Below are 20,793 nucleotides of genomic sequence, written 5' to 3' on the forward strand. Positions count from 1 at the left end.
GGACCAAGGATGACCGATATCGGCAGTAGCCATCCCGGTGTGCAGGCTTTTGAGGCCGCGCTCGCCAAGCCTGACACCCGCGTCGCTGAATTCGAGGTGCGCGCCAAGTCTCCGTTGCAGAAGCTCCAGCATTTCCTGCACGCCAATCCCACAGCCGTGCCGGCTATCGTGCTCCTGCTCGGCGTTGTGGCGTTCAGCCTGATCGTTGGCGCGCGCTTCCTGTCGATGTTCAACCTATCGCTGATCATTCAGCAGGTGACGATCATCGGCGTGATCGGTATTGCCCAGACGCTGATCGTCATCACCGCCGGTATCGATCTTTCCGTCGGTGCGATCATGGTGCTGTGCTCGGTGGTGATGGGCAAACTCGCCATCGCGACCGGCCTGCCGGCACCGCTCGCGCTGATGGCCGGCATCGCCACGGGCGCAGGCTGCGGTGCGGTCAACGGCATGCTGGTGACGCGGCTGAAGCTGCCGCCGTTCATCGTCACGCTCGGCACCTGGTCGATCTTCTTCGCGCTCAATCTCTGGTATTCGGCATCGGAAACCATCCGCGCACAGGATGTCGGCAAGGCGGCGCCGTTCCTGCAATGGCTGGGAATGCCCGTAGACATAGCCGGCGCACGCTTCACCTATGGCTCGTTCTTCCTGCTGGCGCTGCTGAGCCTCGTATGGTTCGTGCTCAACCGCACCGCCTTCGGACGTCACCTCTACGCCGTCGGTGACGATCCGGATGCGGCACGGCTCGCCGGCATCCGCACCGGGCGCGTCCTGTTCACCGTCTATGTCGTGGCTGGAACGATCTGCGCGCTCGGCGCCTGGACCTTGATCGGGCGGATCGGCTCGATCAGCCCGCAGGCCGGTCAGACCGCCAATCTCGACAGCATCACCGCGGTGGTGGTGGGTGGCGCCAGCCTGTTCGGCGGTCGCGGCTCGATCGTCGGGACTTTGATCGGCGCTTTGATCGTCGGCGTGTTCCGCAACGGCCTCGCTTTGTCCGGCGTCGATGTGTTGTGGCAGGAATTCACCGTCGGGTGGCTGATTATCATCGCGGTCGCCCTCGACCAATGGATCCGGAAGGTGTCGGCATGACTGTCGAACTCAACACATCCCAATCCGTGGAGCCGCTGCTGCAGGCGCGCGGCCTCGTCAAGCGCTATGGGCGCGTCACGGCGCTGGACCATGCGGATCTCGATCTCTATCCCGGTGAGATCCTCGCCGTGATCGGCGACAACGGCGCCGGTAAGTCGTCGCTGATCCGCGCGCTGTCCGGGGCTTTGGTGCCGGACGAAGGCGAGATCAGGCTCGATGGCAGGCCGATTGCGTTCTACTCGCCGCTCGATGCGCAGGCTGCCGGCATTGAAACCGTGTATCAAACACTCGCGCTCTCGCCGAGCCTCTCGATAGCAGACAATATGTTCCTCGGCCGCGAATTGCGTCGGCCTGGTCCGCTCGGCTCGATCTGCCGCATGCTGGATCGCAGCGCCATGCAGCGTATCGCGCGCGAAAAACTCACCGAGCTCGGTCTTCTGACGGTGCAGAACATCAATCAGCGCGTGGAGACGCTGTCGGGCGGGCAGCGACAAGGCGTGGCGGTCGCCCGCGCAGCCGCTTTCGGCTCACGCGTGGTCATCATGGACGAGCCGACCGCGGCGCTTGGGGTCAAGGAGTCGCGGCGGGTGCTCGAACTGATCCAGGATGTGCGCCGGCGTGGCGTGGCGATCATTCTGATCAGCCACAACATGCCGCATGTATTCGAGATTGCCGACCGCATCCATATTCACCGGTTGGGACGGCGGCTCACCGTGATCGATCCCAAGGCGTATTCGATGTCGGATGCGGTCGCTTTCATGACGGGAGCGCGGCTGCCGGTCGAGATGGCGGCCTGACAGCTTCTTGCGGCCGGCGGCTGCGTAGTTTCCCAAGTCGCCCCCTGATCTCTACCTCGAGCTTCTCAGCGTTCGGCGGCGCATGCACAAACAGGGCTGAGATCAGTCGCCGCACTTTCTGATCCAACTCATCACCGTCACCCAGATCGTGGCAGAAGGCCCGTTGACGACAGCCTTCAGTCGAAGGAGGAATCCGTTTTCCGGCGGTAGCTCAATCGGTGGGTTTTGGTCCAGGAAGGTCGAAAATGTTTTGTCTTTCAATGGGGGTTGACTGACACTCTCTCCGCCATTTGCGCGATTTTGTGCGCCAAACTACGATTTCGCGCGCTTGGTTCGTTAGTTGGGCCGAATGAACGCCAATGGCCGGAGCAACAACAGATCCGACACCAATCGGGCATGGCTTTGGGAACGCGTCCTGTTCCTGCTCGTGGTGGGGCGACCGGATTGGGCGGAAGCGCCGTTTTGCTGATACAGGCGTTGCCGCCCATACGTCACGGATTTTCCATAGACCTGATCGCTCATGAGTCTCGCCAGGCCATTCCGACAAGGAGAAATTCTGTAGTGATCTCAATCGCCCGGAAAGCTGAAAAATGTCGGAAGGGGTCTTGAAAACACTACGGAAATTCGGAGACTTCCAAGCTGAATACGAGGGTTCGATTCCCTTCACCCGCTCCATCGTTTTCGCTTTGCAAGCACGGATAGCAGCCACCTGCCAGCCGCGTTTGCCGCGCGGCGAGGGCCGGGTCTCTTTCGCAAACGGGATTGGACTCAGCGGCGGCGCAGCGCCAGCCTGGAGCCATTTCGGTCGTGTCCCAATTGATGGTGTAGCTCGGTAGAGCAAAGCCGCCCGCACGCGCGCCGTCAAATAGCGCCGTAGCGGGCGGGCGGCTTTGCGGTGGTCATCGATGATTCGTCGGTAGGGTCGGGTTGCTGACACCAACCTGATTCGAGGAACCACCGATGACCGACGAGATGATGAACCTGCGCGCGCTCATGGAGAAGACCCCTGATGCCGATCTGTTGCGCGAGATGATCGGCTTTGCGGCCCAGCGGCTGATGGAGCTGGAAGTCGAAGGCCAGACCGGAGCGGGCTATGGCGAGAAGAACCCCGAACGTCTGGCCCAGCGCAACGGCTACCGCGACCGGATCTGGGAGACCCGCGCCGGCGCAGTTGAGCTGCGTATTCCCAAGCTGCGCAAGGGCTCCTACTTCCCGGGCTTCCTGGAGCCACGCCGCATGGCCGAGAAGGCGCTGACCGCCGTGGTGCAGGAAGCCTATGTGCAGGGCGTCTCGACCCGCTCGGTGGACGACCTCGTGCAGGCCATGGGCATGACCGGCATCTCGAAGAGCCAGGTGAGCCGGCTGTGCGGCGAGATCGACGACAAGGTGAAGGCCTTCCTCGCCCGGCCGATCGAGGGCGACTGGCCATATCTGTGGATCGACGCCACCTACGTGAAGGTGCGCCAAAATGGCCGCATCGTCTCGGTCGCGGTGATTATCGCGGTCGGCGTCAACAGTGACGGCCGCCGCGAAGTGCTCGGCATGGACATCGGTCCCTCCGAAGCCGAGACGTTCTGGACGGCATTCCTGCGCAAGCTTGCTCGCCGCGGCCTGCGTGGCGTCAAGCTGGTCGTCTCCGACGCTCACGAGGGCATCAAGGCCACCGTCGCCAAGGTGCTCAACGCCACCTGGCAGCGTTGCCGCGTCCACTTCATGCGCAACGCGCTGGCGCATGCCGGCAAGAGTGGGCGGCGCGTCGTCTCCGCCTTCATTGCCACCGCGTTCGCCCAGGACGATGCCGAGGCCGCGCGAACCCAATGGCGGAAGGTCGCCGATCAACTCCGCCCCAAGCTGCCCAAGCTGGCCGGCTTCCTCGACGAAGCGGAGACCGATGTGCTGGCCTACATGACATTCCCGCCGCAGCATCGAACCAAGCTGCACTCGACCAACCCGATCGAGCGCCTCAACGGCGAGATCAAGCGGCGCACCGAGGTGGTCGGCATCTTCCCCAACGAGGATGCCATCGTCCGCCTCATCGGTGCGATCCTGCTCGAGCAGAACGATGAATGGGCCGTCCAACGTGCCCGCTACATGACGCTGGAAACCATCGCGCCGTTGAGCGATGATCCAACCGTCAGCCTTCCGGCTATCGCCAGCTGACCAGTCCGGCCCTTGCCGGCGAGCGCGGTGTCCCACCGCCAGTTACACCACTCCCTGGGACACGATCGCCATTTCCGCTCCGATGGAATCGGAACGGGGCTCTAGATTCTTATTTTGACGTGTTTTCTGTCGCATCATGCCCATCGTTTCGTGGTGACCGAACGCTTGGAGCCGTCACTCTCTTATCAGCCGGTCGCGATTTTTGGCCCTGTCGAAATTTTTGGCCTGGTCGAGGCCGATCGGCGCGCTGACCTTCGCCGAAGCAAGATCGGCACCGTCGAAATCGGTACCGATGAAGGTGACGCCAGTCAGGTCGCTGCCGCCGAGCTGGGCGCCCTTGAGAGAAGCGTTGGTCAGGTCGGCATTCTTCAGCGAAGCGAATTCGAGGTCAACGCGGGACAAGTCGGCGCCGCGCGCGTTAAGCCGTTCCAGATTAGCAGATTTCAATACTGTGCGGATGAGGCCCATCGACTGGTTGCGCATGTCGACGCCCAGATTCGCGCCCGCGATCGAGGCTCCAACAAGGCTCGCACCAGTCAGGTCAGCCGCAACCCGTGCTTGTGAGAGATCGGCGCCGTCGAGCCGGGCGCGAAGCATCTGCGAGGCGAACAGGTTTGCGCCCTTCAGGCTTGCGCCGGTGAGATCTGCTTCGAGCAGCCATGCTTGGTCGAGGACGGCGAGATCGAGTTTTGCGCCGGTAAGCTTCGTCTTGTTGAGCCGTGCGGCGCGAAATATCGCGCCGGACAGGTCGAGCCCGGACAGGTCGAGGCCAGACAGCCGCCTATTGGTAAAATCGGCGGGCGCGGCAGCAGTAGCTGCAGCAAGCGCGGTCTCGACCTCCGCGCGAGTCAATTCCGCCGAGACCATATCGGGTGACGAGAGGTCGACGTCACGCATCATTTCTTGCGCCTGCGCCGTCGCGGCGAGAAGCGCGAGGCCCAGCGCAGCGACTCCGAACGTTCGTTTCATCGCCAACTCCATCGACAGTATGCCTTGCTACGCGGCGCGAGCGCCGCCTATCTGGCGTTCCTCGCGGCGACTCGATCGTCGCTGGTTCGCCGCGCGATCTCGGTCTTGGTCGTCACGGGCCGGCTGTCGACCGGCGTCGAGACTGGATCGGAGCAGGCCTGCCCAACATTGGCGGCCGCTAGGCCTGAATCGAGCGTAGTTTCCTGCGCCGAAACGGACTTCAAGGCCGGCGAAATCGGTCATGACTGCGCTCCTGTCGCCATCATCCGCCGCGCCGGCTTGGCGCGCCATTCCGACCATTTGTGAAGGCGCATAGGCGCCACAGCGTCGTGAGATCACTGCCCATGGCGCGCTCTCCCGATTCGGGCGCGCGTATGGGGATGCGCGCCTCTGGCCTTATGTGGGAAGGGAGACGCAAAAAAACAGGTGCCAGGCCCGCGACAGGTGCCAGTACGTTTCTCGTTTCTGCTATAATCCAGACATGTCGATCGGGATTACCGGGCCCGAACGGAAGTCGCCAGGGCGAAACGCCGTGGTCGGACTGATCGTGACTGGCATCTTCGCCGGAATTTGCCTGATCATTCTCGCGATCGTCGGCGACCTCCTGGTCGACTGGATGTGGTTCTCCGCGGTCGGTTATTCGCAGGTTTTTTGGACGACGATCGGCGCGAAAGCCGGAGTCTTTTCCGTCGTCTTCGTGGCAACTGCCGTCATCTTGTGGGCGAACGCACGGCTCGCACTCTTTCTTGTCCGACGACAGCGAGGCTGGCTTCCCCCCGGCTTCGACTGGAAGCTCGCGGCCACTGCGACGCCGCCCGATCTCTTCGAATTCATACGCGATCGGCTGCCGTGGCCGCTCACCATCGCCGGCAGCGCCGGACTCCTCGCGCTGCTTGTCGCCTGGGGAGAGGTCGGCAACTGGAGCGTTATTCTGCAGTTCCTCTATCAGATGCCCTATGGCGCCCACGATCCGCTTTTCGACAAGGACATTGGATTCTATCTGTTTTCGCTGCCCGGCTATATCGCCATCAAGAATTGGGCAATGCTCACGCTGTTCATGAGCGCGCTGTTCGCCGGATTGATCTATTGGCTGCATGGCGCCATCGAATACCAGGCCCAGCGACAGTCGATATCGCCAACGGCGATTGCCCACGGCTCGGCGCTCCTCGGCCTGTTCTTTGCCGTGAAGGCATTGTCCTACGTTCTTGACCGCTACCTGCTGTTGTACGGCAACAATGGCGTTGTGGTCGGCGCTGGCTACACCGACATCCATGTAGGACTGCCCGTCCTGTGGTTGCTGGTCGGACTTTCGAGCATCGCAGCATTCGCCGCATGTGCGAACGCGCGGGTGCGCACCTACCGGCTTCCCGCTGCCGCGATCGTGCTGCTGTTCGGCGGCGCCTTCTTGCTATCCGGCGTGATCCCCGGATTGTTCCAGCGATTTTACGTCAGCCCGAACGAATTGGAGTGGGAGCGGCCCTACATCGAACGCAACATCAAGCTTACCCGGGAGGCTTACAATCTCGATCGGATCGCGGCGAAGCCATTTCCCGCCGAACAGAACCTCACCTTCAAGACCCTCGAAGCCAACAAGGCGACGATTGAAAATATAAGATTGTGGGACTGGCAACCATTGTCGGATACCTACGCGCAACTGCAGGAGATTCGCACTTACTATAAATTGCGCGATCTCGATGTGGATCGCTACTGGCTTGGCAGTACTTACCAAAGCGTGATGCTCTCGGCGCGCGAGCTCAAATCCTCGCTTCTGCCGCCCAATGCACAGACGTGGGTCAACCTCCACGTTCTATTCACCCACGGCAATGGTGCGGTGATGAGTCCGGTAACCCAAAAGAGCGGCGAGGGACTTCCGCTGCTCTATCTGCGCGATATTCCTCCTGTTGCGGACGGGGGTCCCGAAATCCGCGAGCCGCGCATCTATTATGGACAGGAGAAAAGCGAGTACGTCATCGTCAAGGGAACCACACCCGAATTCGACTATCCGAAGGGGAAGGAAAACGTCTACGCCGCTTATGGCGGCTCCGGTGGCATCTCGTTGCGAGGGATGCTGCGGAGATTGATCTTCGCCCACCACTTCAACGACGTGAACCTGCTTCTCTCGGACTACGTCACCGACGACAGCCGAATAATGATCCGGCGCAACATCCGGGAACGGGTACACATGATCGCCCCGTTCCTCAGTCTCGATCATGACCCTTATCTGGTCATTAGCGAGGGACGGATGTTCTGGATGCAGGACGCTTATACGACGAGCGAATATTTCCCGTCGGCGCAGCCAGCGCCCGACCTCAATCTCAACTACATCCGCAATTCGGTGAAGATCGTGATAGACGCCTATAACGGCACGGTTGATTTTTATCTGATCGATCCGGAGGACCCGATCGCCGCCACCTACCAGCGTATCTTTCCGGGACTGTTCAAGCCATTCGCGGTCATGCCGCCGGATTTGCAAAAGCACATTCGCTATCCCGAGGACCTTTTCCTGATTCAGGCGCAGCTTTACCAAACCTACCACATGGAAGCTGCCGACGTTTTCTATAACCGCGAGGATCTTTGGCAATTTCCGCGGCAGCCGACCAGCGACGGCGGCGCCGCTCCGATGGTCCCTTACTACATCATCATGCGACTGCCCGGAGAAGCGCAGGCTGAGTTCTTTATCATGATCCCCATGGTGCCGAGCCGCCGCGATAACATGATCGCGTGGCTCGCAGCCCGCTGCGACGCACCCGACTATGGCAAGCTGATCGTCTACGAATTCCCGAAGGAAAAGCTGGTCTACGGACCGTTCCAGATTGAGGCGCGTATTCACCAGAACACCGAGATCTCCCAGCAAATATCGCTATGGAACCAGATGGGCTCGCGGGTGATCCGCGGGAATTTGCTTGTGATCCCAATCGAGAACTCGATCCTCTATATATCGCCGCTGTATTTGCGAGCGGAGCAGGGACATTTGCCGGAGCTCAAGCGCGTGATCGCGGCCTATGGCGAGCATGTCGTGATGAAAGAGACGCTTGCCGAGGCCCTGTCCGCGCTTTTCATAGAAACCAACGCGTCGCCGACATCGCCGAGTACTGCAACGGAAATGCCACGTGCAAGCCCTGCGGAAAGTGGAGCGCAGGAGGCGCTCGATCGCTACAACCGGGCAATGGAGCTGTTGAGGTCTGGGGATTGGGGAGGCTTCGGCAAGGAGATCGACGCGATGCGTGATCTTTTGGAGAAAATGAGCCGGCAATCGGCCGGGCATTAAATCCCAGTGCGCGCTGTTTGTAGTGATCTCAATCGTCCGAAACGCGGGCGGTGAACGCGCTTCGCGCAATCTCAGATATTCGCGACCGTCTTCAGCCCGACATCAACGCGTTCGGATTGGCGGCGGTGCCGCCGGGGTTCAGTCCTTCAAGGCGTAGGCGATGACGTAGTCACCGCGTTTTGTACCGAACGAGCCGTGGCCGCCGGCCGCGGTGACGACATATTGCTTGCCGTCGACCTCGTAGCTCATCGGCGTCGATTGGGCGCCGGCCGGCAAGCGGTCTTCCCAGAGCACCTTGCCGTCGCGCACGTCGTAAGCCCGGATCGTGTACTCATAGGTGCCGGTGTAGAATGCGACCCCGCCGGCAGTCGTGATCGGCCCACCCAGCATCGGCACGCCCATCTTGAAAGGCAGCGGCAGCGGCGTGGTGTCCCGGATCGTGCCGTTCGGATGCTGCCAGACGATCTTCATCGTCTTCAGATCGATTGCGGCCATCGAGCCCCATGGCGGCCGGTAGCACGGCACCGAGAGGGGCGAGAGGAAGCTTTGGATCTCCACCCCGAACGGCGTGCCGTACATCGGCTGCGTTCCGACCTCGCTGCCGACCGGCTTTTCGGTCGTCGGCGCCGGAGGATTCTGCGGACCGCGCGGAATGAGCCTTGAGGCAAATGGCAACGACATCGGGTTGGCGATGGCGATCTGTCTCACCGGATCGACCGCGATGCCGCCCCATTCGAACATGCCGAGATTGCCCGGAAAGACGAGCGTGCCCTGCAGTGATGGCGGTGTGAACGTGCCTTCGTAACGCAGCCGGTGGAACATGATCCGGCACAGCAGCTGGTCGAAGATCGTGCCGCCCCACATGTCCGCGCCGGTCAGTTTCGCCTCGGGGCGGAATGTCAGCTCGGAGAACGGCTGCGTCGGCGCGGCGCGGTCGCCGGGTGCGGCGCCTTGCGGGACGGTGCGCTCCGGCGCCGGAACGATCAGCTCGCCGGTTCTGCGATCGAGCACAAAAATGTTGCCGACCTTGGTCGGCTGGATGATCGCGGGAACGACGCCCTTGGCCGTGGTCACATCGACCAGGCTCGGCTGTGAGGGCACGTCCATGTCCCAGAGGTCGTGATGCACCGTCTGGTACGACCAGGCGCGCTTGCCGGTGTTGACGTCGAGCGCAACGATCGAGCTGGAATAGCGCTCGACCAGCGCGTTGCGATTGCCGCCCCAGATGTCGGGTCCGTTATTGCCTGTCGGGATGTAGACGAGGTTCAATTTCGGATCGAACGAGGCTGCGATCCACGAATTCGGCGAACCGTTGGTGTAGTGCCGCGTCGGCGACGGCAACTCATTCTCGTCCGCCGCGCCGGAGTCCCAGGCCCAAACCAGCTTGCCGGTGTAGACGTCGAAGCCGCGGATCACGCCCGAAGGCACTTCGACTGCGTAATTGTCGATCACCGCGGCGGCGACGACGAGAATCTTGTCGCTGACAACCGGCGGTGACGTCGGCTCGAAGAAGCCCGCCGTCTTGATCCCCATGCCTTGCTGGAGGTCGAGGCTGCCATGATCGCCAAAACCATCGCAGAGCTTGCCGCTGTCGGCATCGAGCGCGATCATGCGCCCGTCATTGACGGGCAGGAAGATCCGGCGGGGGCATTCCGCGGGCGCGGGACTGCCACTGCTGTCGACCGCGCCCGCGGCGGTCTCGTGGTAGGAGACTCCGCGGCAGGTCATGTGCTGGAACGTCTTGTTGAACACCAGCTTGGGATCGTATCGCCAACGTTCCTTGCCGGACTTGGCATCGAGCGCAAACAGTACCTGGTGCTGTGAGCAGAGATAGAGCGTGTCGCGCACCTTGATCGGCGTGACCTCGAAGGTGGTCTCGCCGGAATCCTCTGGCGTCGGCACGTCGCCGGTGCGGAAGGTCCAGGCGACCTGAAGCTTGGCGGCATTGTCAGGCGTGATCTGCTTCAGCGGCGAATAGCGCTGTCCGAATTGCGTGCGTCCATACGCGCGCCAATCGGCCTCAGGCTGAGGATCGGCTTCGCTTTGCGGCACGGCAGAAGCTTGCGCGACGATCGAGCCGTTGATGTCGTGATAGCTCGACAGAAGCGCGATGATGAGTACGACGGAAGAAGCGGCTACGCCGATCCAGAGTGGCAGCGTCGCGCTTCGGTAGGACGCCGGCTCGTCTCGCAGCAGACCGCGGACGATCACCGGCGTGAGAAGCCAGAGCGCCATGGGGAAGACGATGTCGCCGCGCGATGCGAGCGGCCACCAGTCGAATTGCACCTCCGAGACCGCCCACGCCAGTGTGCCGACCAGCGCGATCGCAAACAGCCACAGCGCCGAACGGCGCTGCGCCAGCAACAACGCACCGGTGGCGAGAACGCCGACACCGAGAACAACATAGAAGATCGACCCACCCAATGCGGCGAGCCAGAGGCCGCCGCCCGCGAGCACCAGACCGATTAGAGCGTAGACGAGACCCGTGATAAAGACTGCCCTGGATCGCTGCATGGCTGCTCCGGCGCGGAAAACGGATCGCGCCTGTGCCGCGCAAGCGCAACAGACGACCCCCACTTTCAAGGACTGTGGTCCAATCAACCAGAACTGGCAATCGCCAACTGCTGCATTCATGTAACATCTGCGCGCAAAGTCGCGATGCACTAGGCTGCGGAAGCAAAGTTCTTTTAAATGGGAACGTAATGCCTGGCGTCGTGTTCGCAGTCGCCGCTAAACCTCGGGAACCATATTGTCATGTATCTCGGCATCGATCTCGGCACCTCAGCGGTCAAGACCGTTCTCGTCGACGGCGCGCAGCGCGTGATTGCGAGCGAGAGCCGGGCCCTGACGATTGCCTCGCCGCAGCCGGGCTATTTCGAGCAGCATCCCGCGCAATGGATCGAGGCGACCTTTGCCACGCTCGACGCCTTGAAGGCATCACACGGAAACGAGCTGGCAGCGGTCGAAGGCATCGGGCTGTCCGGCCAGATGCATGGCGCCACGCTGCTTGATGCGAGCGACAAGCCATTGCGGCCTTGCATTCTCTGGAACGACGGACGCTCCGCCGCGGAGTGTCGCATCCTCGAGCAGCGCTGGCCCGCCTTGCGTGCGATCACGGGCAATAAGGCGATGCCCGGATTCACCGCGCCCAAGCTGCTCTGGATCGCCGCACACGAGCCCGAGATTTTTGCGGCGACGACACGCGTCCTGATGCCGAAGGCCTATCTGCGGCTGGTGCTGTCAGGCGAGGCGGTCGAGGACGTCTCGGACGCGTCGGGATCGTTGTGGCTCGACGCGGCGCGGCGGGACTGGTCGGATGCGGCGCTGGCCGCGACCGGCCTGTCGCGCGCGTACATGCCGCGCCTGGTCGAGGGGTGCGCGCCCGCAGCGACATTGCGCAGCGAACTGGCGCAGCGCTGGGGCATGGCGAGGTGCCCGATGATCGCGGGCGGCGCCGGCGACAATCCGGCGGGTGCCATCGGCATCGGCGCGATCAGGCCCGGAACCGCGTTCATCTCGCTGGGAACCTCGGGCGCCGTGCTGGCGCCGACCAGCCACATGGCCGCCAATCCGGACCGCGTGGTCCACACCTTCTGCCATGCAATCCCTGGAATGTGGATTCAGGCCGGCGCGATCCTGTCGGCGGCCTCGTGTCTGGCCTGGGCCGCGCGGCTGTTCGGCGTCACTGAGACCGAGCTGCTGGCACCGCTGGGCGCGCGCCCGCGGGCGCCGTCTCCCGTGAGCTTCCTGCCTTATCTCGCCGGCGAGCGGACACCGCATGACGACCCCGTCGTGCGCGGCATGCTCGATGGCTTGAGTCACGGCACCGACCGTTCGGCGATCGTGCAGGCCGTGCTCGAGGGCGTCGCCTTTGCGCTCGCCGATTGCCGGGACGCACTTGCCGATGCCGGCATTGCGGTGACCGAAGCCGATGTCATCGGCGGCGGATCGCGGTCCCGGTTCTGGCTGTCGGTGCTGGCCAATATTCTGAATGTTCCGATCCATCGCTTTGCCGACGGTGAAACCGGAGCGGCGTTCGGTGCGGCGAGATTGGGGCGGCTTGCTGTCACGGGCGAGGCAATCGCGGCCGTCTGCACGCCCCCGCAGCGCGTCGAAACCTTCGAACCCGATCGCGCGCTGGTCGAATCCTATGCCGAACGGCTCCCCGCCTGGCACAAATTGTATCGGCCGCGCCACTAGCGGTCGCTTTGGTTGCGCATTTCTGCCTGTTCGCTGTTGCCCTGTGCGACGGCCTTTTGTTTAATGGCGAACCGCGCCTAGAAAACGAGATGCGGACAGCAAATGCATTGTGCGCCGGGAGGCACGATGAACGATCCGATCCTCGAGATGCGGGGAGTTTCAAAATCCTTCTTCGGCATCAAGGCGCTGCGAGCGGTTGATCTGACGGTCTATGCCGGCGAGATTCATGCCTTGATGGGCGAGAATGGTGCCGGCAAATCGACCCTGATGAAGATCCTGTCAGGTGCCTACCGGCCCGATCCCGGCGGCGAGATCCGCATCGAGGGCAAGCCGGTGCGCATTGAAGGCCCGCTTGGCGGCCGTGCCGCGGGCATCTCGATCATCTATCAGGAACTGTCTTTGGCCCCCAATTTGAGCGTTGCGGAGAATATTTATCTCGGCCGCGAGATCTCGCGTTCAGGTTTGCTGGCACGTGGCGCCATGCGCGAGGGCGTCGGCCCGATCCTGGAGCGGCTGGGGGCGGACTTCCTGCCGTCGACATTGGTCGCGCATCTCTCCATGGGCCAGCGCCAGCTCGTCGAGATCGCGCGTGCGCTGCACGCGCGCTCGAAAATCCTGATCATGGACGAGCCGACCACCGCGCTGTCAGCCGGCGAGAGCGAGCGGCTGTTTGCGCTGATCCGTCAGCTCCGTGCCGAGGGACTTGCCATCATCTACATCTCGCACCGCATGGACGAGGTCTATGCGCTCGGTGACCGCGTCACCGTGCTGCGCGACGGCCGCCTGGTCGGCTCGCTCGACAAGCAGGACATCCGCGCCGACGCCATCGTTCGCATGATGGTCGGGCGCGACGTTTCCTCCTTCTACAAGAAGGATCATGATCCCGAGGCCGGGAAGGGGCACCCCGTGCTCAGCGCTATTGACATGGCCGACGGGCTGCGCGTCAAGGGCTGCTCGCTCACCGTGCATGCGGGCGAGGTGGTGGGGCTTGCCGGCCTGATCGGCGCCGGCCGCACCGAGCTTGCGCATCTCATCATCGGCGCGGTGTCGAGAATTTCGGGCCGTCTCGAGCTTGAGGGCCAGCCAATCGATATCCGCACGCCCGGCGAAGCGCTCGAGGCCGGTATCGCCTATCTGACCGAGGACCGGAAGGCGCTTGGCCTATTTCTGGACATGTCGTGCCTGGACAATATCAATCTCGCCGTGCTCGGGCGCGATGCCAAGCTCGGCTGTTTCCTCGATCGCGACAAGGCGCGCGAGCGCGCCGACAGGGCGTTTGTAGGGCTCAGCATCCGCGCCGCCAATGTCGGCGTGCCCGCCGGTGGCCTCTCCGGCGGCAACCAGCAGAAGGTGTTGCTGTCGCGGCTTCTCGCCATCGCGCCAAAGGTGCTGATCCTCGACGAGCCGACGCGCGGCGTTGACGTCGGCGCCAAGTCCGAGATTTATTCGATCATCGACAATCTTGCCAAGGCCGGTACCGCGATCCTCGTCATCTCGTCCGACCTCCCTGAAATCATCGGCATCTGCGACCGGGTCATCGTGATGCGGTCGGGACATGTCGCGGGCGAGGTCAGGCGAACCGAGACGGCGCCATTAACCCAGGAAGACATCATGGCCCTCGCCACGGGGACGGAGCATCTCGATGCCTGACAACGGATCGACACAGGTGAAGGTCGCCACGGCAAACGGACTTGCCGCCGCCCAGGAAACCAAGCGCCAGCGCATCCGGCTGCTGATCCGCGCGGCCGGCATGCTGCCGGTGCTGCTGCTGCTATGCGCCGGCTTTCATTATCTGTCGGACGGCCGTTTCTTCACCGGACAGAATCTCGGCATCGTCCTGCAGCAGGCCGCCGTCAACACCGTGCTCGCCGCGGGCATGACCTTCGTCATCCTCACCGGCGGCATCGATCTCTCGGTCGGCTCGATCCTGGCGGCGTCCGCGATGGCCGGCCTGACGATGTCGAAATTGCCCGAGCTCGGGGCGCTGTGGCTGCCGGCCGCCGTCCTTACCGGGCTCGGCTTCGGCGTCGTCAACGGTGCGCTGATTGCGCTGTTGCGCCTGCCGCCCTTCATTGTCACGCTGGGGTCGCTCACCGCCGTGCGCGGTCTGGCGCGGTTGCTCGGCGCTGACACCACGGTGTTCAATCCATCCATTCCCTACGCCTTCATCGGCAACGGATCGCTGACGCTTGTGCCCGGCGTGGCGTCGATCCCTTGGCTCTCGGTGATCGCTCTGCTCGTCATCCTGATCTCGTGGCTGGTGCTGCGCCGGACCGTGCTCGGCGTGCATATCTATGCGGTGGGCGGCAACGAGAGCGCGGCGCGGCTTGCCGGCATCAAGGTCTGGGCCGTCCTGATCTTCGTTTATGGCGCGTCGGGATTGTTGGCCGGGTTGGGCGGCGCCATGCAGGCGGCGCGGCTCTACGCGGCCAATGGTCTGCAACTCGGGCAAAGCTACGAGCTCGACGCCATCACTGCAGTCATTCTCGGCGGCACGTCCTTCGTCGGTGGCATCGGCTCGATCTGGGGGACGCTGGTCGGCGCGCTGATCATCGCCGTGCTCTCGAACGGCCTGATCCTCACAGGCGTCTCCGACATCTGGCAATATGTGATCAAGGGTCTGGTGATCATCGGCGCCGTGGCGCTGGACCGCTATCGGCTGCAAGGCTCCGCCAGAACGTGAAAAGGCTCCGCCAGAACGTGAAAAGGCTCCGCCAGAACGTGAAAAAGGCTCTGCCAGAACGTGAAAAAGGCTCTGCCAGAACCTGAAAAGGGTCCGCCAGAACCTGAAGGCTTCGCGCGCACCTGAATGCGCGCTGCGTGATGCGAAATTCCGTTGCGGCAACTGGTCTGCCGTGCCGGATTAAGGACCGACCAGGGAGGAAACCTATGTTGAAGAAGACCACGCTTGCCGGCGCCGCGATGGCGCTCGCCCTGACCACCGCGCCAACCTTCGCCAAGGAGCTCAAGTCGATCGGCGTCTCGCTGGGGTCGATGGGCAATCCGTTCTTCGTCGCGCTGTCGAAGGGCGCCGAGTTCGAGGCCAAGAAGACCAATCCCAATGTGAAGATCACCACCGTCGGTTTCGAATACGACCTCGGCAAACAGGTCACCCAGATCGACAATTTCATCGCCGCCGGCGTCGACCTGATCCTGTTGAACCCCGGCGATCCCAAGGCGATCGGGCCGGCGATCAAGAAGGCGCAGGCGGCGGGTATCGTTGTCGTCGCGGTCGACACCGCGGCCGAAGGCGCCGATGCCACGGTGACCACGAACAACGTCCAGGCCGGCGAGATTTCCTGCCAGTACATCGTCGACAAGCTGGGCGGCAAAGGCGACGTCGTCATCGAGAATGGGCCGCAGGTCTCCGCGGTCATCGACCGCGTCACCGGCTGCAAGAACGTCTTCGCGAAGAATGCGGGGATCAAGGTGCTGTCCGGCGACCAGGATGGCAAGGGGTCGCGTGAGGGCGGCCTCACCGTCGCGCAGGGCTATCTGACGCGCTTTCCCAAGATCGACGCCATCTTCGCCATCAACGACCCGCAGGCGATCGGCACCGACCTTGCGGCGCGCCAGCAGAATCGCAGCGGCATTATCATCACCGCCGTCGACGGCGCGCCGGATATCGAGGCCTCGCTGAAGGATCCCGCGTCCCCGCAGATCCAGGCGTCAGCGTCGCAGGACCCATTCTTCATGGCACGGCGAGCCGTGCAGGTCGGCGTCGGCATTCTCAACGGGCAGAAGCCGGCCTCGACCGTCGAGCTGCTGCCGTCGAAGCTCGTGACCCGCGATAATATCAAGGATTACAAGGGCTGGACCTCGGACCGTTCGCAGTAAAGTCCCACAGTCTTTGCCGGCTGCGGCCTAATTCGACAGGAACGCCCGGGATTCCCGCCCGGGCGCACCTGTAAGGTTGACCGCGGCGACCGATATGTCAAAGAAGGGAGAGTTTTCGACGGTGGCGTCAATCGCGCCTGTCGGGGTGTCATCGGGAGCAAGTCTACATTATGAGCCAGCGGGTCGCTCTCATCACCGGTGTGACCGGCCAGGACGGCGCTTATCTCGCCGAACATCTGCTGTCGCTCGGCTATGTCGTGCACGGCATCAAGCGGCGCTCGTCCTCGTTCAACACCGCGCGCGTCGACCATCTCTATCAGGACCCGCATGTCGGCGACGTGCCGTTCCTGATGCATTACGGCGACATGACGGATTCGACCAATCTGATCCGCCTGGTGCAGCAGATCCGGCCGACCGAGATCTACAATCTTGCCGCCCAGAGCCACGTCGCTGTCAGCTTCGAGAGTCCGGAATACACCGCCAATGCCGATGGTATCGGCGTGCTGCGGCTGCTGGAAGCGGTCCGCATCCTCGGCATGGAGAAGGAGACGCGGTTCTACCAGGCCTCGACCTCCGAGCTCTACGGCCTCGTGCAGGAGATCCCGCAGAAGGAGACCACACCATTCTATCCGCGCTCGCCTTACGGCGTCGCAAAGCTCTACGGCTACTGGATTACGGTGAACTACCGCGAAGCCTACGGCATGTTTGCTTCGAACGGCATCCTGTTCAATCATGAGAGCCCGATCCGCGGCGAGACCTTCGTGACCCGCAAGATCACGCGCGGCGTGGCGCGCATCGAAGTCGGGCTCGAGGAGACGCTCTATCTCGGCAATCTCGAGGCCAAGCGCGACTGGGGCCACGCCAGGGATTACATCGAGGGCATGCACATGATCCTGCAGGCCGACAAGCCCGACGATTTCGTGCTCGCCACCGGCGAGACGCATTCGGTGCGCGAGATGGTCGAGCTGTCCTTTGCGCAGGTCGGCCGTCGCCTCGCATGGCGCGGCGCAGGCGTCGAGGAGACCGGCGTCGATGCCAAAAGCGGCAAGACGGTGGTGAAGATCGATCCGACCTATTTCCGCCCGACCGAGGTCGATCTCCTCATCGGCGACGCCAGCAAGGCTCGCGAGGTGCTCGGCTGGAAGCCGAAGCGGACCTTTGCGCAGCTGGTCGAGGAGATGATGGCGAGCGATCTGGCCGAGGCCAAACGGGACATCGCAAATGGCAAGCGCACCGTTTGAGCTGAAGGGCAAGAGCGTCTACGTCGCCGGCCATCGCGGCATGGTCGGTACGGCGCTGCTGCGCCGGCTGGCGCGCGAGAACGTGAAGCTTGTCACGGTGGACCGGCGCGAGGTCGATCTCTGCAACCAGGCCGCCGTGTTCGACTGGTTCGCGAAGGTGCGGCCACAGGTGATCTTCCTCGCTGCGGCAAAAGTCGGCGGCATCGTCGCCAACAACACGCTACGCGCCGAGTTCATCTACGACAACATCGCGATCGCGGCGAACGTGATCCACGCCGCGCATGTGAACCGCGCCGAGAAGCTGATGTTCCTCGGCTCGTCCTGCATCTATCCGAAGCTCGCACCGCAGCCCTTGCGCGAGGACACCGTTCTGACCGGCCCGCTGGAGCCGACCAACGAGCCTTACGCCATTGCCAAGATCGCGGGCATCAAGATGGCGGAGGCCTATCGCAGCCAGTATGGCTCTGACTTCATCAGCGTGATGCCGACCAACCTCTACGGCCCCGGCGACAATTATCACCCCGAGCTGAGCCACGTCGTCGCCGCGCTGATCCGCCGCTTTCACGAGGCAAAGGTCTCGGGCGCGAAGAGCGTCGTGGTCTGGGGCACCGGCACGCCGCGGCGCGAGTTCCTCTATGTCGACGACATGGCGGATGCCTGCGTGCACCTGATGAAGACCTATTCGAGCGCGGAGCTGATCAACATCGGCGCCGGCGAGGACATCGCCATCGCCGAGTTCGCCCGTGTCGTCGCCGACATCGTCGGCTATCGCGGCGAGATCAGTTTCGACACCTCGCGCCCCGACGGCACCCCGCGCAAGCTGCTCGATATCGGCCGCCTCGAACAGCTCGGCTGGCGCGCGACAATGTCGCTTCACGATGGCTTGAAGCGGTCCTACGACGCGTACCTCGCCGGCTTGGTTGTCCCCGCACAATAGTAGGAACCATCGTTTTCAGAACGAGTTGGCCGATCGGGGCGGGCAAAACGTCACACGAGGCCGACCGTGCAGGACATCGTGCGCGTGCGCTCGACAGCGCAAATCGCGGGCCATCCCATTCATCCGATGCTGGTGCCGATCCCCATCGCGTGCTTCGTCGGGGCGTTGCTGACCGACATCGCCTATCTGGTCTCGGCCGAGATGATGTGGGCGAATTTCTCTGCCTGGCTTCTGCTGGTCGGCGTCATCTTCGGCGTGCTGGCCGCAATTGCAGGGCTAACCGATTTCCTCGGCAATCGCCTGGTGCGCGCGCAGGCGCCGGCCTGGCCGCATCTGATCGGCAACGCCGTGGCGATGATCCTGGCGATCTGCAATGCGCTCATTCACACGCGTGATGCCTGGACCTCGGTGTGGCCGCTCGGTCTCATTCTGTCGGTGCTTACCGTGCTGATCCTGCCGGTGACCGGCTGGCTCGGCTGGGCCATGGTGTACCGCCACGGTGTAGGAGTTGCGCGATGATGTCTCTGCCTGCACGCGCCTTGCTGTGCACTTCGCTCCTCAGTCTCGCCGGCTGCAACGATGGTAGCGGTGATCCCAGCGCGCAAATCGGCGCCAATCCGAAGTTGCCCGATATCCAGCAATATCTGCTGCCGCCGGTACACATCGCGCGGATCGTCGGCTGGAAGAAGGACGAGACGCCGACCGTTGCCGAGGGCCTGCAGGCCAAGGCGTTCGCGACCGGCCTGCAGCATCCGCGCTTCCTCTATGTTCTGCCCAATGGCGACGTGCTGGTGGTGGAATCCAAGGCGCCGAAGGCCGCCGCGATCAAGCGGCCCAAGGAAATCGTGATGGGCTTCATCGAATCCTGGGCGACCTCCGGCGGCGACACCGGCGAGAGCAATCGCATCACGCTGTTGCGCGATACCAATGGCGACGGCGTGCCGGATAGGCAAAACGTCTTCCTCGATCACCTCAACTCGCCGTTCGGCGTCGCGCTGGTCGGCAACGATCTGTATGTCGCTAACACTGACGCGATCGTGAAATATCCCTACACCGACGGCGATACCAGGATCACGGCACCGGGCACGGTGCTGACGCCGCTGCCGGGCGGCCCGATCGACCACCACTGGACCAAGAGCCTCGTTGCAAGTCCGGATGGTTCAAAGCTCTATGTGGGTGTCGGCTCCAACAGCAACATCACCGAGAACGGCATGGAGGCCGAGCACAATCGCGCCGATATCCTCGAGGTCGATCGCGCCAGCGGCCGCTGGCGGATCTTTGCGAGCGGCCTGCGCAATCCCAACGGGCTCAGCTTCGAGCCGCAGACAGGCGCGCTGTGGACGGTGGTGAACGAGCGCGACGAGCTCGGGCCCGATCTTGTGCCTGATTACATGACCTCGGTGAAGGACGGAGCCTTCTACGGCTGGCCCTACAGCTATTACGGCCAGCACGTCGATCCCCGCGTCAAGCCGCAGCGGCCGGACCTCGTCGCCAAGGCGATCGTGCCCGATTATGCGCTGAGCTCGCACGTCGCTCGGCTCGGTCTCGCTTTCTCTAGCGGCAGCAGTATGCCGGAGGCCTATCGCAGCGGCGCCTTCGTCGGTGAGCACGGCAGCTGGAACCGGCAGGTGCTGAACGGCTACAAGGTCGTGTACGTACCGTTCACGGAGGGCAAGCCGAGCGGGCCGGCGCAGGACGTCGTCACCGGCTTCCTCAATAGCGACAATCAGGCGCGCGGCCGTCCCGTCGGCGTTGCCATCGACAAATCAGGCGCGCTGCTGGTCGCCGACGACAGCGGCAACACGGTGTGGCGGGTGACAGCCGCGCATCCGCAGGTCACGCAACGATAGGAGAGGGATGATGGGCCTTGCCCAATACGCGATCGTGCCGGTCGAGGACCAATGGGGCGTGCTGCATGACGGTGACGTCAAAAGCAGATACGCCACCAAGGAAGCAGCATTCGAGTCGGCGGTCGCGGCCGCGTCCCTGGCTCTTCGCGAGGGACACGAAGTTCATGTCAGTGTGCCGGGCCGCGAAGCCGGGGATAACGCGCTCGGCATTTAGCGCTCGGGCTGCGGAACAGAATTCGGCAGGAGGAGGACCGCCATGACCAAGCCCCGTGAGCCGAACGGCGTCGAGCCATCCCGCTCCGAAGATGACATCCAGCGCGATGAGCTCGGTCCACGCGGCGTGCCGAATGCGCCGGATCCCGCCAAGATGACGCCGCAGCGCGAGAAAAAGACGCCGAAGCACGTTGATCCCGGTCACACCGCGTGACGCCGATCCGCCGCT

The 20,793-nt window shown here is 63.2% G+C and carries 16 protein-coding genes; 14 read left to right on the forward strand and 2 right to left on the reverse strand.

The window, feature by feature from the left end:
- Window positions 1-9 precede the first annotated feature (9 nt).
- From JJC00_RS16325 to JJC00_RS16335, 3 genes are all read left to right on the forward strand, one after another.
- The gene (locus JJC00_RS16325; RefSeq protein WP_200473541.1) at window positions 10-1,092 is read left to right on the forward strand and encodes an ABC transporter permease; all 1,083 of its coding nucleotides are present in this window, start codon (window positions 10-12) and stop codon (window positions 1,090-1,092) included.
- A complete protein-coding gene (locus tag JJC00_RS16330; RefSeq protein ID WP_200473542.1) occupies window positions 1,068-1,889 on the forward strand; it encodes an ATP-binding cassette domain-containing protein in 822 nt (273 codons plus the stop codon). Before JJC00_RS16325 ends, JJC00_RS16330 begins: the two co-directional genes overlap by 25 nt.
- A 960-nt stretch (window positions 1,890-2,849) precedes the next feature.
- Window positions 2,850-4,049, forward strand: coding sequence for an IS256 family transposase (locus JJC00_RS16335; RefSeq protein ID WP_200470730.1), 1,200 nt, complete (start codon window positions 2,850-2,852; stop codon window positions 4,047-4,049).
- 174 nt (window positions 4,050-4,223) lie between these two features.
- Here the strand turns inward: JJC00_RS16335 and JJC00_RS16340 are convergent, their stop codons facing one another.
- Window positions 4,224-5,018, reverse strand: coding sequence for a pentapeptide repeat-containing protein (locus JJC00_RS16340; RefSeq protein WP_200473543.1), 795 nt, complete (start codon window positions 5,016-5,018; stop codon window positions 4,224-4,226).
- A gap of 481 nt (window positions 5,019-5,499) precedes the next feature.
- Here JJC00_RS16340 and JJC00_RS16345 point away from each other — a divergent pair, with 481 nt between their 5' ends.
- Window positions 5,500-8,286 carry a UPF0182 family membrane protein gene (locus JJC00_RS16345; protein ID WP_200473544.1) on the forward strand — a complete coding sequence of 929 codons (2,787 nt, stop codon included), beginning with the start codon at window positions 5,500-5,502 and terminating at the stop codon, window positions 8,284-8,286.
- A 138-nt stretch (window positions 8,287-8,424) separates the two neighbouring features.
- Here JJC00_RS16345 and JJC00_RS16350 read toward each other — a convergent pair whose 3' ends face one another.
- A complete protein-coding gene (locus tag JJC00_RS16350; RefSeq protein WP_200473545.1) occupies window positions 8,425-10,800 on the reverse strand; it encodes a glucose/quinate/shikimate family membrane-bound PQQ-dependent dehydrogenase in 2,376 nt (791 codons plus the stop codon).
- 240 nt (window positions 10,801-11,040) lie between these two features.
- Here JJC00_RS16350 and xylB point away from each other — a divergent pair, with 240 nt between their 5' ends.
- The 10 genes from xylB (at window position 11,041) to JJC00_RS16400 (ending at window position 20,778) form a co-directional block, all read left to right on the forward strand.
- Entirely contained in the window at window positions 11,041-12,486 is a 1,446-nt protein-coding gene (xylB, locus tag JJC00_RS16355; RefSeq protein WP_200473546.1) for a xylulokinase, read from the forward strand.
- 126 nt (window positions 12,487-12,612) lie between these two features.
- A complete protein-coding gene (locus tag JJC00_RS16360; protein WP_200473547.1) occupies window positions 12,613-14,136 on the forward strand; it encodes a sugar ABC transporter ATP-binding protein in 1,524 nt (507 codons plus the stop codon).
- Complete coding sequence (locus tag JJC00_RS16365; protein WP_200473548.1) at window positions 14,129-15,169, forward strand: ABC transporter permease subunit; 1,041 nt, start codon at window positions 14,129-14,131, stop codon at window positions 15,167-15,169. Before JJC00_RS16360 ends, JJC00_RS16365 begins: the two co-directional genes overlap by 8 nt.
- 206 nt (window positions 15,170-15,375) lie before the next feature.
- A complete protein-coding gene (locus tag JJC00_RS16370) occupies window positions 15,376-16,323 on the forward strand; it encodes an ABC transporter substrate-binding protein (protein ID WP_200473549.1) in 948 nt (315 codons plus the stop codon).
- Between the two features lie 170 nt (window positions 16,324-16,493).
- Window positions 16,494-17,564 (forward strand): GDP-mannose 4,6-dehydratase, encoded by a 1,071-nt coding sequence (gmd, locus tag JJC00_RS16375; RefSeq protein ID WP_200473550.1) that lies wholly within the window; start codon window positions 16,494-16,496, stop codon window positions 17,562-17,564.
- Window positions 17,545-18,501 carry a GDP-L-fucose synthase gene (gene fcl, locus JJC00_RS16380; RefSeq protein WP_283816819.1) on the forward strand — a complete coding sequence of 319 codons (957 nt, stop codon included), beginning with the start codon at window positions 17,545-17,547 and terminating at the stop codon, window positions 18,499-18,501. The genes gmd and fcl overlap by 20 nt, the downstream gene beginning before the upstream one ends.
- Before the next feature lie 66 nt (window positions 18,502-18,567).
- A complete protein-coding gene (locus JJC00_RS16385; protein ID WP_200473551.1) occupies window positions 18,568-19,020 on the forward strand; it encodes a DUF2231 domain-containing protein in 453 nt (150 codons plus the stop codon).
- Complete coding sequence (locus tag JJC00_RS16390; RefSeq protein ID WP_200473552.1) at window positions 19,017-20,351, forward strand: PQQ-dependent sugar dehydrogenase; 1,335 nt, start codon at window positions 19,017-19,019, stop codon at window positions 20,349-20,351. The genes JJC00_RS16385 and JJC00_RS16390 overlap by 4 nt, the downstream gene beginning before the upstream one ends.
- Before the next feature lie 10 nt (window positions 20,352-20,361).
- The gene (locus tag JJC00_RS16395; RefSeq protein WP_200473553.1) at window positions 20,362-20,565 is read left to right on the forward strand and encodes a hypothetical protein; all 204 of its coding nucleotides are present in this window, start codon (window positions 20,362-20,364) and stop codon (window positions 20,563-20,565) included.
- A gap of 42 nt (window positions 20,566-20,607) precedes the next feature.
- Window positions 20,608-20,778 carry a hypothetical protein gene (locus JJC00_RS16400; protein WP_200473554.1) on the forward strand — a complete coding sequence of 57 codons (171 nt, stop codon included), beginning with the start codon at window positions 20,608-20,610 and terminating at the stop codon, window positions 20,776-20,778.
- Window positions 20,779-20,793: the final 15 nt, after the last annotated feature.

The sequence above is a fragment of the Bradyrhizobium diazoefficiens genome, assembly GCF_016616885.1.
GTDB classification, from domain to species: domain Bacteria; phylum Pseudomonadota; class Alphaproteobacteria; order Rhizobiales; family Xanthobacteraceae; genus Bradyrhizobium; species Bradyrhizobium diazoefficiens_F.

Bases quoted from the DNA above. Each gene is read 5' to 3' on its own strand.
- JJC00_RS16340 (WP_200473543.1), bottom strand. From the start codon at position 5,018: ATGAAACGAACGTTCGGAGTCGCTGCGCTGGGCCTCGCGCTTCTCGCC.
- JJC00_RS16395 (WP_200473553.1), top strand. From the start codon at position 20,362: ATGGGCCTTGCCCAATACGCGATCGTGCCGGTCGAGGACCAATGGGGC.
- JJC00_RS16365 (WP_200473548.1), top strand. From the start codon at position 14,129: ATGCCTGACAACGGATCGACACAGGTGAAGGTCGCCACGGCAAACGGA.
- JJC00_RS16345 (WP_200473544.1), top strand. From the start codon at position 5,500: ATGTCGATCGGGATTACCGGGCCCGAACGGAAGTCGCCAGGGCGAAAC.
- fcl (WP_283816819.1), top strand. From the start codon at position 17,545: ATGGCAAGCGCACCGTTTGAGCTGAAGGGCAAGAGCGTCTACGTCGCC.
- JJC00_RS16390 (WP_200473552.1), top strand. From the start codon at position 19,017: ATGATGTCTCTGCCTGCACGCGCCTTGCTGTGCACTTCGCTCCTCAGT.
- JJC00_RS16325 (WP_200473541.1), top strand. From the start codon at position 10: ATGACCGATATCGGCAGTAGCCATCCCGGTGTGCAGGCTTTTGAGGCC.
- gmd (WP_200473550.1), top strand. From the start codon at position 16,494: ATGAGCCAGCGGGTCGCTCTCATCACCGGTGTGACCGGCCAGGACGGC.
- JJC00_RS16350 (WP_200473545.1), bottom strand. From the start codon at position 10,800: ATGCAGCGATCCAGGGCAGTCTTTATCACGGGTCTCGTCTACGCTCTA.
- JJC00_RS16360 (WP_200473547.1), top strand. From the start codon at position 12,613: ATGAACGATCCGATCCTCGAGATGCGGGGAGTTTCAAAATCCTTCTTC.
- JJC00_RS16370 (WP_200473549.1), top strand. From the start codon at position 15,376: ATGTTGAAGAAGACCACGCTTGCCGGCGCCGCGATGGCGCTCGCCCTG.
- xylB (WP_200473546.1), top strand. From the start codon at position 11,041: ATGTATCTCGGCATCGATCTCGGCACCTCAGCGGTCAAGACCGTTCTC.
- JJC00_RS16400 (WP_200473554.1), top strand. From the start codon at position 20,608: ATGACCAAGCCCCGTGAGCCGAACGGCGTCGAGCCATCCCGCTCCGAA.
- JJC00_RS16335 (WP_200470730.1), top strand. From the start codon at position 2,850: ATGACCGACGAGATGATGAACCTGCGCGCGCTCATGGAGAAGACCCCT.
- JJC00_RS16330 (WP_200473542.1), top strand. From the start codon at position 1,068: ATGGATCCGGAAGGTGTCGGCATGACTGTCGAACTCAACACATCCCAA.